Source organism: Streptomyces sp. NPDC059906 (assembly GCF_042730645.1).
In the GTDB taxonomy this organism is placed as follows: domain Bacteria; phylum Actinomycetota; class Actinomycetes; order Streptomycetales; family Streptomycetaceae; genus Streptomyces; species Streptomyces rubrogriseus.
This window is the reverse complement of the sequence record NZ_JBHWKU010000006.1, coordinates 327259-340577: the sequence shown is the minus strand read 5'-3', so window position 1 is coordinate 340577 and position 13319 is coordinate 327259. Positions and strand designations below refer to the sequence as shown.

Here is a 13319-nt window from a genome sequence, read left to right as displayed (position 1 = left end):
CCACCGAACGGGCGTCCCGGAGGACCGGCATTCAGAGCAAGTACTGCTCAATGCTGCGGTGGCGGACGACGCCGTGCGCGAAGTCGGGTACGTGTGCGGTGCCCTCCCGCAGGTCGTCCAGGAACCGTTGGTAGGCGTGGGCGACCGCGTAGGCCGGTGCGTCGGCCCGGGGGTCCAGTCGCGGGACACGGGCGTGTGCTTCCGGCACCGTCAGGGGTGCGAGGGCGGTGGACGTTCCGCGGCCGCCCTCCAGGGTGAGCGGGCTGAGCTGCGGGTGGCCGACCGGGGCGGTGAGGACGAGGTCGCCCTCGGTGCCGTTGATCTCCCAGCGGAAATTGGTTCCCCGGGACGTTCCTCCGCGGTAGTGGAAGGTCGCGACCGCTCCGCCCGGCAGCCGCCCCGAGGCCACCACCTGGTCTGCGGCGGTCATCGGCACGGGCCGTCCGGTCTCGGTGTCCACGGCCGACGTACGCCGGGACACCGCCTGGATCCGCAGTTCCTCGGGCTCTCCGAGGACCGACGCGACTCCGTCGAGGGCGTGACCGAAGGGAACGGTCAGCAGCGTCGCGCCGTTCGCGGCGTCGAGCACATGGTGGTCGGCGGGGCCGACGGTGGCGCCCCAAGCGCCACCGGAGCCGACCACCGTCGTGGACAGCACCTCGCCCACGTAGCCGTCGGCCACGAGATGCCGGGTGTAGGCGAACGCCGGGTGGGACCGTGCCTGGAGACCGACGACGGTCGGCACGGCGGCAGCACGCGCCAACCGCGCCATGTCCTCCGCCTCGGCGAGCCCGTTGCCCAGCGGCCACTCGCACAGCACGCTCTTGCCGGCGTTCAGCGCCGTCCGCACGAGCTGCCGGTGGTGCGACACTTTCACCGCCACGACCACGAGGTCCACCTCGTCGCAGGCCGCCAGTTCGGCGGCCGTACCGAAGGCACGGCGCACACCGTGCTTGTGTCCGGAGCGCTCCGCCGATCGCTTCGAACTCGCGCTCAGGGCCCGCAGCTCGAATCCCGGGACGGCACGCAAGGCGGGGAGGTGAGAGCGCTCGGCCCAGCTCCCGTGCGCCCCGAGTCCTATGACTCCCACGCCGATGGGCCTGCCGGAGCGGGCCAGGTCGGCAAGCAATGACCTGGGTGTGTTCATGATGCGTCACCTTTTCCAGCTTTCCAGCGGACTGCTAGCGTTGACATCTCAACACTAGAAAGGGTGAGTTGACATGTCAACACGCGGCCGGGCTCCCGATCCGCAGGAGGGCACGAGCGAGGCAGCACTGGATCCCATCGGCCTGTGGTCCGCCTTCAAGCGCGCCCACGAGGTCGTCCGAACCCGCGTGATTGCCGACGCCGCGGAGGCGGCGGGCCTCTCCGAGCCGGACCTGACCATCCTCGCCGACCTCAACAAGGCGGGAGGCGCCTTGCGCCAGAGCGAACTCGCCGCGTCGCTCGGCTGGGACCGCACCCGCGTCTCCCACCAGCTCACCCGCATGAGCAAGCGCGACCTCGTCACCCGCCGGCGCGCCAACGGCGTGATCGTCACCCTCACGGACGCGGGGCATCAGGCCATTACGGCCGTGTACCCCGGCCTGGACGCCGCAGTACGCCGCCACTTCACCGACAAGCTCTCCGCGCAGGAGGTAGAAACGCTGACCGCTGTCCTTGACCGGCTGTAGCCGTCCCGGCCCCCGCCACCGCACGGTGTGCCGGTGCGACGGGCGGGAGTCACCACGGAGTGTCACGCTGGAACACACAGGAACTGCGAAAGGGAACGTCCGTGATCACCAATGACTTCGTCCCCGGCTCCCCCTGCTGGCTCGACCTCGGGTCCCCGGACGTCGCCGGGACGGCGGCCTTCTACGGCGGCGTGTTCGGGTGGACGTACGAGGCCATGGGGGAAGACGCGGAAGGCGGCATGTTCCGCAAGGACGGCAAGATCGTCGCCGGTCTCGGCAAGCTCACCGAAGAAGGCGCGCGCTCCGCCTGGATGATCTACTACTCCGTCACCGACGCGGACGCCACCACTCAGGCGGTGCAGCGCGCCGGCGGCACGGTGCGGGTGGCGCCGACGGACCTGGACGACTGGGGCCGGATGGCGCAGTACAGCGACCCGTCCGGCGGTCAGTTCGCCGTGTGGCAGCCTGGCCGGACCAAGGGCGTCGAACTCGTGGACCAGCCCGGGACGCTGTGCTGGACGGAGCTGTACACGAGCGACGCCGCGGCGGCCAAGGAGTTCTACGGCGGGGTCCTCGGCTGGCGGTTCGGCGACATGGCGGTGCCGGGCGGCGAAGGCGCGTACTCCCTCATCACTCCTTCCGGCCTGTCCGAGGACCGGATGCACGGGGGGCTGATGCAGCTCGACGAGCGGGATCTCACCCTGACGGACGGCCGGGCGTACTGGCACCCGGTGTTCGCCGTCACCGACTGCGACGCCGCGGTCTCCGCGGTCACGGCGCATGGCGGCAGCGTGCAGATGGGGCCGGCCGACGCGGAGGGCGTCGGCCGTCTGGCCGTGTGCCTCGACCCGTCGAAGGCGGACTTCGTGGTGCTGGCTCCGGCCGCGGGATGACCCTGGTACCGGTCACCGCCGCCTGCCAAGCGCCCGGTCGCTCGCCCGTGGCCTTGTGGAAGAACACCGAGAAGTTGGACGCGTCGGGGAAGCCCAGGACGCCGGCGCAGCGGGCGGCGGTGAGGCGGTCGTGCGCGAGGAGCCGCTTGGCTTCCAGCACGAGCCGCTCCACGACGTACGCCTTCGCCGTACGGCCGGTGGCCTGCGACACCGCACGTGATGGCCGCGCGCCGCGTCGACGAAGGGCCGGTCGGCGGTGGGGATGACCCAGTGCGCTGCCGGGGCGCAGGAGGCGACGAGTTCCCGGGTGGCGCGGGTGACGGGAGCGGTCGGCACGAACAGTACGAGGTGCCCCTGCACCTCGGCGATGTCGTCCCGCCGGTGCACCGCGCCGGGGGGAATCCACACGGCGGACCGGTCCTGGAGCGGGTGGAGAGGGAAGTCGACCGTGACGGAGCCGCGTCCGGCGTCGATGACGGCAAGGACGTGGAAGTCGGCGCGCTGCTTGCCGCCCGCGGCTCCGGGCGGGCTGGGTGCGGGGTCCGTTTTCCCCCCAGGTCCCCGGCAGCGGGCGGCCCTTGATCAATGGCTCGTTTTCGTCTACCGACTGTCAGTGGCGTGGGCAATGGTTGCGCATGTCCGGGCCCCGACCGGGGCCCTGCGTTTCGAGTCCGTGCACCCCACCACCCAAGGGAGAAGCATGCGTACCGAGATCGTTCTGTCCCACGAAGCACCCGAGCTCGACCTCGACCTGGACCTCCGCGTCTCCGATCTCCCGGAGCAGGCCGCGTCGTTCGGCGAGGGCACCTTCACGTCGCCGAGCAGCTACGCGATCGGCACGCGCTGCCCGATCTGTTGCTGACGGACTGAGGCCCCCTCGGGGCTCTTCCGAGCGGGGCGGCCACGAGTCCGCCCCGCTTTCCGCACGACGGCGAGGAGCACACACGTGGCGGCGGAGTCCGAAACCCACCGAGCAGCAGCGGTCTTCGAGGTACGGGAGCCCGTACTGGTCCGGATGGCGAGCCGGCCGCGCGGAGCCGCTCCGGCCACGGTCGACGCGGCCTCGCCGGTCTCCGGAGCCCGGCAGCTCGCCGCCGATCCCCTGCTCGGCCAGGCGGTCCGGGTCGCCAGCGGCTCGCTGGCCCACAGCCTGGCCCGTCTGACCACTGATGAGGGCGCCTCCGCCCTGGGGCGCAAGCGGACCCTTAGCGCCGCGCGAACCCTGACGCGGTACGCCCGCCGCGCCGGAGCGCGCCCCACCCCGTTCGGCCTGTTCGCGGGTGTCGGCACGGCCCGGTTCGGTTCCGTGGCCAAGGCCGAGCCGGGGACCGGTGAGGTCGTGGTCCGGCTCGACGGGGCGTGGCTGCGCCGACGGGTACTGGCCTGGCTCGAAGAACCCACCGTCCGCCGGCGCGTGGACGTCGTACTCAACGATCTGTGTTTCGTGCGCGACGGGCGGTTGTACCTGCGCACCGGTGCGCAGGAACAGTCGGTTCGCGACAACGCGCTGGTCGGCGCCGTGCGCGAGCGGGCGCGGAATCCGGTGCCGTACGCGGATCTCCTCGTATCGCTGACGGAACGCTTCCCGGCGCTGGACGCCGAGCGGCTCGACGGTCAGCTGGCCGGTCTCCTGCAACACGGCTTCCTGCTCACCTCGATCACCCCGCACCGCATCGACGTCGCGCTGCTCGACGGCATCGAGGCGGTCCTGGGCGGGGCGCTTGCCGACGACGCGCGGGCGCTGCGGGACGTACGGGCGGCCTGCGCGCGGCATCAGGAGGATGCTCCGGGGCTGGGCGGCGACTCCTGGCAGGACGCCCTGGACGCGGTCCGCCGGCTCGACGTCCCCGGCACGGGCGACGACGCGCACGCGCGGCCGCCTCTGCACGTGGATCTGCACATGCCCGGCGAGTTCGTCGTCCCGGAGGCGGTCGGCCGGGAGGTGTGCCGGTATGCGGCCGCGATCTGGGCGATCACCCCGCAGTGGACGACGCTGGCGTACATGCGGGACTACCGCGAGCGTTTCATCGAGCGCTACGGCACCGCCTGCGCCGTGCCGTTGGGCGAGCTGGTCGACCCGCACCGCGGACTCGGTCTGCCCTCCGAGTACGGCGCGGAGCCGGTGTACGCGCGCGGCGGCCCCGGCGACGAGGCGGACGGGCCCAGGCGCGCGATGATCGGCGAGCTGTTGCAGGAGGCCGTCCTGTCCGGCGGCGACCTGGTGCTGACCGACGAGGTCGTGGGGCGTCTCGGTGAGGTCGCCGGGCACGATCGGGCAGCCGCGCCGCCGCGCAGCCTCGAACTCTGCTTCCAGGTGCTCTCCGAGAGCACCGCGGCGCTGGACCGCGGTGAATTCCGGCTGCTCGGCAGCCCGCACATCGGCGCCTGGACCGCGGGCGCCACCGCGGGCCGGTTCGCGGCGGCGGCCGGCCTCACCGACGAACTCGCCCGGCTGGCCGCCGACGGCGCTGACGGCGCTGACGGCGCTGACGGCGCTGACGGCGCTGACGACACGGTGATCACGGCGCAGGTCGAGTTGATGCCCCACGAGCCGCGCGGGCTCAACATCGTCCAAGTGCCCCGGCTGCTGCCGTACCGCATCCCCGTCGGCGTACCCGACGACCGGCGCGACCCCCGCTGTCTGGACTGGCGCTCGCTGCTCGTCGCCGCCGGCTCCGACGGACTGCGGCTGCTGGATCCGCGGAGCGGCCGTCCGGTCCGTCCCGTGCTGCCGCACATGCTGGCCCTGGACACCCAGGCCCCGCCGGTGGCCCGGTTCCTCATGGATCTCGCGACCGCCCGGCCCCGCGTCTGGTCGGGCTGGAACTGGGCGGGGCACGACGCGCTGCCGTATCTGCCGCGGGTCCGGTACGGGCGGGTGGTGGCCGTGCCCGGGCGCTGGCTGCCGGGCCGACGGCTGCGCGACGCGGCCCGGGCACAGGGCGCCGGGGCATGGGAGCAGGGCCTGGACGCCTGGCGCCGGCGCCTGGCCGTGCCGGACCGGCTGCAGATCGCGCGCAACGACCAGATGTACCCCGTCGACCTGCGTGAGCGTTGGGACCGGGACCTGTTGCGCGCCGAACTGACCGCCGCACATCCTCGGTTCGTCCTCTACGAGGATCTGACGGCCGACGGCGCCGGGCTCGGCTGGAACGGCGGGCACAGTACGGAGATCGTGGTGCCCCTCGCGGGGGCGCGACGGGCCACCGGGCGCGCGGCGCCGGAGAGTGCCGAGCCGGCGCGGGGACGGACCGCCCCGCCCGTCCGGCCTGCTCCCGTCCGGCCTGCTCCCGTCCGGTCTGCTCCGGTCCGGCCTGCTCCGGTCCGGGTCCATCTGCCGGGCGAGGACTGGCTGTTCGTCAAGTGGTACGCCGAACCGTCGGCCCACGACGCTCTGCTCACCGAGCATCTTCCTGCCTTGCTCTCCGAGGTGGAGGACGAGGTCGACCGCTGGTTCTTCCTGCGCTACCAGGACCCCGGGCCGCATCTGCGACTGCGGTTCCACGGCGATCCCGGGGCACTGAACGGCCGGGTGCTGCCCGCGATCAGCCGGGTGTCACGGGCTCTCGTCGAAAGCGGGGCCCTGCGGACGATGACCCTCGACACGTACCGGCCCGAGAGCGACCGGTACGGGGGCGAGGCCGTGCAGGAGGCCGCCGAGCGCCTCTTCCGCACCGACAGCCTGTCGGCGCTGGTGCAGTTGCGCGCGCTGCGGGGCCCCGCGCGGGCGCTCCCCGGTGCCGTACTCGCCGGGCTCGGGCACGCGGTGCTGCTGGAATCCCTCGGGGACTGGGACTGGTGCGGCTGGGTCGACCGGATGTTCACGAAGACGGTGGAGCACGAGGTCTACCAGCGGCACCGGGCCGTCGCCGACCGGCTGATCGGGCCGGGCCGCGCGGTGTCGTCGGCCGCGGCGGCACTCGGGGCGCCGTCGCTCGGCGCGCTGTGGTCCGAGTCGCCCGAGCCACGCGCCTATGGGGAGTTGATCCTCTCCGCCCCGCAGGCCGACCGCGACGAGGCCCTCCTGTCGCTGCTGCACATGCGGCACAACCGGCTGTTCGGCATCGACCGGGCGGCCGAGGCGCGCGGGTACGCGGTGCTGCGCGGGGCGGTACGCACCCATGCCGGCCGCCGGCGGCACGAGAGCGGGAGCGGGAGCGGACGATGAGCGGCGCCACCGGGGGCGGGTCACGGGAGCACATGATGGACGGCGTCAGCAGGGGCGGGACGCGCGAGGACCGGGTCGGCGAGTCCCCTCAGTCCCTCCGGGAGCGGGCCGGAGCCGTCTCCGCCGAGATCCTGGACCGGCTCGCCGACCCCGCCGCCACGGTGGCGGCCACGCGTATCCCCGCCCGGGCGGCGGACGACGGGGTGGCCGAGCCGATCTGGGCCGAGCTCACCCTCGGCAGCGGCAGTCCCGGGCTGGCGCTGGCGTTCGCGGGCGCCTCCCGGGACCCGGCGCGGCAGGTGCCGCGGGCTCACGCGTATCTCACGGCGGGAACCCGCGCCGTCTCGGGGCGGCCCGGCACCGCGGGCGGGGTCTTCAAGGGGCCGGGGGCCCTGGCGTTCGCCGTGCTGCTCGCCCACCGCACCACCGGGGGCTACGTCTCCGCGCTCCAGCGCTTCGACGCCTACCAGCGCGACCTCGTGCGGACCGTCCTGCCGCCCGTGGAGGACCGGCCGCTGCCCACCATCGGTCACTACGAGGTGGTCCGTGGTCTGACCGGCGTGGGCCGCTATCTGCTGGCCCGCGCGGAGAGCTGCGAGGAGCCGCTGACGGCGGTGCTCGACTACCTCGTGCGCCTGTCGCTCGGCACGGTGGAGCACCAAGGCGCGGACGTGCCGCGCTGGTGGGCCCTGGACGCGCCCCGGATCGGCTCCGAGGCGGCGTTCCCCGGCGGCCACCTCAACCTGGGCCTCTCGCACGGCGTCGCCGGGCCGCTCGCCCTGCTGGCCCTGGCCTGGGAGCAGGGTGTGCGGGTGCCCCGGCAGCAGGAGGCCATGGAGGCGACCGCCGCGCTGCTGCGGACCTGGGCGGTCGCGGACCGGTACGGCCTCTTCTGGCCCGGCTACCTCTCCTTCGCCCAGTGGCAACGGGGGCCCGCCGCTTACGAGGGCACCGCGAAGTGGCCGGCCTGGTGCTACGGAGCTCCCGGTGTTTCCCGTGCCCTGCAACTGGCCGGACGGGCGCTCGGCCGGGCGGACTTCTCCGACCTCGCCCGCGCCTCGGTGGAGCGGCTGCTGGTCCTCCCCCGGCCGGCCTGGGGCATCGACGACCACGCGCTGTGCCACGGTTGGGCCGGGGCCCTGCACCAGCTCGGCCGGCTCGACGAAGCGTGGCAGGACCCGCGGCTGGCCGAACTGCGGGACGGCATCGCCGCCGAACTCGTCTCCGCCTTCGACCCCGAACTGCCGTTCGGACTGCGCTTCACGATGACGAAGGTGCCGTTCGGCTCCGACGTCTCCGGCTACCTCGACGGGGCCGCCGGTGTCGCGCTCGCCCTGGACTCCTACGCGGCGGCCGGCACACCGGCCGACTGGGACATGCCGTTGCTGCTGGCCTGACCCACGGGGCCGGGGGCGATCACATGACCGTCCGTTCACGGTGATCCGGGCTGCCCTCGCGATGGCGGAAGGCAGCCGTCTGCCGCGTCGCGGTGTGAGGGTGCGCATGGGGTCAGCCTCCGGGAACGGACGGGGAGTCAGTCTTCCGACGGTGCCGCCGGGCCGCCTGCCGGCCGGCCTCGCCATTATGCGACAGCATTGACAAAGTTTCGCTCTTGCTCATCAATATGTTGTCCACGGTGCCCCACTGGCAAGAGGTGCGGCGCAAATCCCTTCGGAGGGGAACCATGGGCGCACACACGGCGGTGGCGCCACCGCATCCAGGTGCCGGCACGTCGCCGGGCGGGACCTCGGCGCCGCGCCGGCCCCGACGGCCCCGCGACGACCGGAAGGCGGCGTGGCTGTTCCTGGCCCCGGCCCTGCTCGGCTTCGCGCTCTTCTACGCGTATCCGACCGTGCGGGGCATCTACTACTCGCTCACCGACTACAGTCTCATCGCCACGCCCGACTTCGTCGGCGGGGACAACTACAGCCGGCTGATCGGCGACGAGCAGTTCTGGAACGCGCTGCAGGTCACCGGCTACTACGTCCTGGTGAACATCGTGTCGCAGACCCTGCTGGCGCTGGTCCTGGCCACGCTGATGCACCGTCTGACCCGGTCGGTGGCACTGCGGGCGATGCTGCTGGTCCCCTGGCTGGTGCCCAACGTGACCGTGGGCCTGCTGTGGATGTGGCTGCTCGACACCAACCTCGGGCTGGTCAACCATGTACTGAACTCCATGGGCATGGGCACCACGGGCTTCTTCACCTCGCCCGACTGGGCGATGCCGAGCGTGGCCGCGGTCAACACCTGGGCCTACACCGGCTACACGGCGCTGCTGCTCTACGCCGGCATGCTGCAGGTCCCGCAGTACCTCTACGAGAGCGCCTCGCTGGACGGGGCCGGTGAGTGGCGGATGTTCACGAGGATCACGCTGCCGTTGCTGCGGCCGGTGCTCTCGCTGGTGCTGGTGGTGTCGCTCATCGGCTCGTTCCAGATCTTCGACACGATCGCCGTGACCACCAAGGGCGGGCCGGTCAGCGCCACGCGGGTCATCTACTACTACATCTACGAACAGGCCTTCACCAACTTCCACATGGGCTACGCCTCCGCCGTGGCCGTGGTGCTCGCGCTCATCCTCGGCGTGCTGACGGCCGTACAGATGCGCCTGCTGCGCGCCTCCCGCTCGGACCTGGCCTGAGGAGCAGACCATGACACGCATCAGGACCAGAGTCTCCCCCGGCCGGATCGCCGCCTGGGCCGTGCTCGTCGTCGCGCTGTTCGCGACCGTCTTCCCCTTCTACTGGATGGTGCGCACCGCTCTGACCCCGGCGGCCGACCTGTACACCGACTCCACCGGGCTGGTCCCGGACCACCCCACGATGATCAACTTCCTGCGGGTGCTGGGGCTGACCAGCCAGGAGGAAGCCGTGGCGGCAGGCGGCTCCGGTGCACAGGTCGACTTCCTGCGGTACCTGCTCAACTCGGTGGTCTACAGCGGGCTGATCGCGGTGCTGCAGACGCTGTTCTGCGCGATGGCCGGCTACGCCTTCGCCCGGCTGCGCTTCCCCGGCCGCGACGTGGTCTTCGGGGTGCTCATCGCCGCGCTGATGGTGCCCCCGATCTTCACCGTGCTGCCCAACTTCGTGCTGGTGAAGGACCTGGGCTGGCTGAACACCTTCGTCGGCATGGTCGCGCCGAGCGTTCTGATGACGCCGTTCGCGGTCTTCTTCCTGCGGCAGTTCTTCCTGTCGGTCCCCCGCGAGGTGGAGGAGGCCGCGATCCTGGACGGCGTGGGTCCCTGGGGGATCTTCTGGCGGGTGGTGATGCCCATGACCCGCGGCCCGCTGCTCACCGTCGGACTCACCACCACGGTGTGGGCCTGGAAGGACTACCTGTGGCCGCTGCTGTCCGGCCGGGACGAGGAGACGCGGGTACTCACCGTCGCCCTCGGCATCTTCCAGCAGCAGTCACCCAACACCCAGCCCGACTGGACCGGGCTGATGGCGGGGTCCGCCCTCTCCGTGCTGCCCGTGCTCGTCCTCCTGATCCTCCTCGGCCGCCGGCTCGTCGAGTCCCTGAACTTCACCGGCATGAAGTGACCCGTCCCCGCGGAGCCACCGCCTGCCCCCGCCGATCCCACCGCCCCCACTGCCCCCATTGCCCCCACTGCCCCCACTGCCCCCACCGATCCCGTACGAGCCAGGAAGGCCCCTCGCGATGAGACCCCGACACCTGCGCGCCGGCGCGGCCCTGCTGTGTCTGGCCGCCCTCACCACCCTCGTCTCCTGCGGCGGCTCGGACGAGGCGGGCGACGGGCGGACCACCGTCGACTACTGGCTGTGGGACGACCTCCAGCTCCCCGCCTACCAGGAGTGCGCGACCGCCTTCGAGAAGGCCAACCCGGACATCGCCGTCAGGATCACGCAGACCGCGTGGAACCAATACTGGCAGAACCTCACCACGCAACTGGTCTCCGGCGAGGCGCCCGACGTGTGGACCAACCAGGCCACCTACTATCCGCAGTTCGCCGCCGGCAACCAGCTCCTGGACCTCCAGCCCTACGTGGAGCGGGACGGGCTCGACGTCTCCGCCTACCAGGCGGGCCTCGCCGACACCTGGGTGAAGGACGGCAAGCGCTACGGCCTGCCCAAGGACTGGGACACCATGGCCCTCGTCTACAACACCGACATGCTGAAGAGGCAGGGCGTGGATCCCGCCGCCCTGAACGACCTGACGTGGAACCCGGCGGACGGCGGCACCCTGGAGCAGGTGATCGCCAAGGCCACGGTGGACAGCGAGGGCCGCAACGGTCTCGACCCCGCCTTCGACAAGGACCACGTGGAGGTCTACGGCTTCCTGCCCGAATGGGCCGACGGCGCCCAGGGCCAGAACGGCTGGGGCAACTTCGCCGCCGCCAACGGGTTCGAGTACCTCGACAAGAACCCCTGGGGCACGCACTACAAGTTCGACGACCCCAGACTCGCCGAGACCGTCTCGTGGTTCCGGCACCTGATCGACAAGGGCTACGCGCCCCGTCTGGACCAGCAGTCGAGCGTGGCCAGGACCGAACTGCTCATCGCCGGGAAGGGCGCCATGTCGCTCGCGGGCTCCTTCACCGTCTCCAGCTTCACCGGGCCCAGGGTCAAGCAGGACTTCGGGTTCGCGGCGATGCCGGTCGGCCCGGCCGGCCGCAAGAGCGCCCTCAACGGCCTCGCGGACTCCGTCTGGGCCGGCACCGACCACAAGGAGGAGGCGTGGAAGTGGGTCAAGTACCTCGCGTCGGCCGACTGCCAGGACCGGGTCGCCGCGCACGGTGTCGTCTTCCCCGCGCTGAAGAGCTCCACCGAGAAGGCCCTCGCCGCACACGAGGCCGACGGTGACGACGTGCGCGCCTTCACCGACGCCGTCGGGACGAAGGGCGTCACCTTCCAGCTTCCCGTCACCGAGCACGGCACCGAGATCAGCCCCCTCGTGCAGGACGCCATCCAGTCGGCGATCCTCGGCCAGGAGGACGCCGCCGATGCCCTGGAGTCGGTCAACGGCAAGGTGAACGACCTCTTCGACTAGGCGCGGGCGCGGGCCTTTCCGTACCGCAAGCCCCACCCGTACTGCACGTACCGCACGTACCGCAACGCAAGGAGACCCATGGCCCAGCTCGTAGAACTCGGCGGGCGCACCCTCGCCGTCGAGCTCGAAGGCGACGCGCCGCCCCGAGCCGTGGAAGGCGGTCTGCTGCTGCCACCCGGCCGGACGGCCGTGCTCCACGGTCTCGGGGACGCGCTCTTCTACCGTCACGGCCACAACTCGTGGAGCCCGTGCGGCTGGCGCCGGCTCTCCGAGGCTCCGCTGCGGATCGAGAGCGCCGAACGCCGGCTGACCGCCGACGACACCGTGTGGGACGATCCCGCCCGCCACCACTCGTCCGCCGTCGCCGCCCTGGAGGGGCCGGACGGGCGGGTGCTGCTGCTCGGCGCGCTCGGCCTCGACGTCCCCCGCCTGACCGCCGACCGGGACACCCTCACCGGATGGTGCGAGCGCGACGGAGCGCCCTGGTTCCTCGCCCTCGGCAGCGAGGAGGAGGTGTTCGCCGCCTACGCCCGGCACCTCGGCGACCGGCTCGGGCGCAGCGACAAGCGGGCGGGCAACGTGTGGTGCAGCTGGTACGCGTACTACGAGAGCATCACCGAGGAGCAGCTCACCAAGGACGTCACGGCGCTGCGCGGCCTGCCCTTCGACGTCGTCCAGGTCGACGACGGCTGGGAGCGGGCGGTGGGCGACTGGGAGGCCAACGACAAGTTCCCGTCCGGGATGCGGGCGCTGGCCGACCGGATCACGGACGCCGGGCTGCGGCCCGGACTGTGGATCGCCCCGTTCATCGTCCTGCCCGGCTCCCGTACCGCCCGGCAGCGGCCGGAGCTGCTGCTGCGCGACGGGCGCGGCGAGCCGGTGGTCGCCGGGCACAACTGGGGCGTCGGCTACTGGGCGCTCGACCTCACGCTGCCCGCGGCGCAGGAGCATCTGCGCGAGACGATCCACCGGGTCGTCCGGAAGTGGGGGTTCACCTACCTCAAGCTCGACTTCGTCGGCGCCGGCGCCGTGCCCGGTGTGCGTTTCGCCGACGTGGGCCGTGAGGAGGCCTACCGCACCGGCCTCTCGATCGTCCGCGAAACGGCGGGCCCGGACACCTACCTCCTCGGCAGCGGCGCCCCGCTGCTGCCCTCGCTGGGGCTGGTCGACGCCATCCGCAGCGGCCCCGACGTCGCACCGATGTGGGAGCACTACGCCACGCAGGACCCGTCCGACGCGTTGGCCCGCAACGCCGTCGTCAACACGGTGCACCGGTTGTGGCAGTCACCGCTGCTGGAGGTCGACCCGGACGTCGTGTACTTCCGCAGCCGTCTGAACCTGCTGACCGACCAGCAGCAGGGTCTGCTGCGCGACCTGGCCGACGTCTGCGGGTTCCGGGCCGTCTCCGACCCGCCGGGATGGCTGCGCCCGGAGGAACTGCGGGCGATGGAGGCGTACTTGACCGGCCGCCCGGAGGTGCGCCGGCTCGGGCGCTACCGCTTCGCGCTCGACGGCCGGGAGGTGGACTTCGGCCCGGCCGTGGCACCCGGCGACGAGCAGCGCTATCCCCTCGCCTGA

General features: G+C 72.3%; 10 protein-coding genes and 1 pseudogene. 9 read left to right on the top strand and 2 right to left on the bottom strand.

Going from position 1 to position 13319, the window contains the following annotated elements; genetic code table 11:
* Positions 1 to 31 precede the first annotated feature (31 nt).
* Positions 32 to 1147 (bottom strand): Gfo/Idh/MocA family protein, encoded by a 1116-nt coding sequence (locus ACFV9J_RS13095; RefSeq protein ID WP_385353482.1) that lies wholly within the window; start codon positions 1145 to 1147, stop codon positions 32 to 34.
* Positions 1148 to 1220: 73 nt separating this feature from the next.
* On the opposite strand from ACFV9J_RS13095, the gene ACFV9J_RS13090 reads away from it, so the two are divergent.
* Together ACFV9J_RS13090 and ACFV9J_RS13085 are read left to right on the top strand one after the other, a co-directional pair.
* Positions 1221 to 1673, top strand: coding sequence for a MarR family winged helix-turn-helix transcriptional regulator (locus ACFV9J_RS13090; RefSeq protein WP_385353480.1), 453 nt, complete (start codon positions 1221 to 1223; stop codon positions 1671 to 1673).
* A gap of 101 nt (positions 1674 to 1774) precedes the next feature.
* Entirely contained in the window at positions 1775 to 2566 is a 792-nt protein-coding gene (locus ACFV9J_RS13085) for a VOC family protein (protein ID WP_385353478.1), read from the top strand.
* A 4-nt stretch (positions 2567 to 2570) separates the two neighbouring features.
* Here ACFV9J_RS13085 and ACFV9J_RS13080 read toward each other — a convergent pair.
* Positions 2571 to 3079 (bottom strand): annotated as a pseudogene (locus tag ACFV9J_RS13080) (AraC family transcriptional regulator); the annotation flags it as partial.
* Between the two features lie 187 nt (positions 3080 to 3266).
* Here ACFV9J_RS13080 and lanA point away from each other — a divergent pair.
* From lanA to ACFV9J_RS13045, 7 genes are all read left to right on the top strand, one after another.
* Complete coding sequence (gene lanA / locus ACFV9J_RS13075; RefSeq protein WP_003978597.1) at positions 3267 to 3428, top strand: SCO0268 family class II lanthipeptide; 162 nt, start codon at positions 3267 to 3269, stop codon at positions 3426 to 3428.
* An 84-nt stretch (positions 3429 to 3512) separates the two neighbouring features.
* The gene (locus ACFV9J_RS13070; RefSeq protein ID WP_385353475.1) at positions 3513 to 6734 is read left to right on the top strand and encodes a lantibiotic dehydratase; all 3222 of its coding nucleotides are present in this window, start codon (positions 3513 to 3515) and stop codon (positions 6732 to 6734) included.
* On the top strand, positions 6731 to 8131 hold the full coding sequence (locus ACFV9J_RS13065) for a lanthionine synthetase C family protein (RefSeq protein WP_385353473.1): 1401 nt from the start codon (positions 6731 to 6733) through the stop codon (positions 8129 to 8131). Before ACFV9J_RS13070 ends, ACFV9J_RS13065 begins: the two co-directional genes overlap by 4 nt.
* A gap of 287 nt (positions 8132 to 8418) precedes the next feature.
* Positions 8419 to 9372: a carbohydrate ABC transporter permease gene (locus ACFV9J_RS13060; RefSeq protein ID WP_385353471.1), complete on the top strand. Its 954-nt coding sequence runs from the start codon at positions 8419 to 8421 to the stop codon at positions 9370 to 9372.
* 10 nt (positions 9373 to 9382) lie between these two features.
* Complete coding sequence (locus ACFV9J_RS13055; protein ID WP_385353469.1) at positions 9383 to 10273, top strand: carbohydrate ABC transporter permease; 891 nt, start codon at positions 9383 to 9385, stop codon at positions 10271 to 10273.
* A gap of 118 nt (positions 10274 to 10391) precedes the next feature.
* Positions 10392 to 11741, top strand: a complete 1350-nt coding sequence (locus ACFV9J_RS13050) for an ABC transporter substrate-binding protein (RefSeq protein ID WP_385353467.1) — start codon at positions 10392 to 10394, stop codon at positions 11739 to 11741.
* A gap of 78 nt (positions 11742 to 11819) precedes the next feature.
* Positions 11820 to 13319, top strand: a complete 1500-nt coding sequence (locus ACFV9J_RS13045; RefSeq protein ID WP_385353465.1) for a glycoside hydrolase family 36 protein — start codon at positions 11820 to 11822, stop codon at positions 13317 to 13319.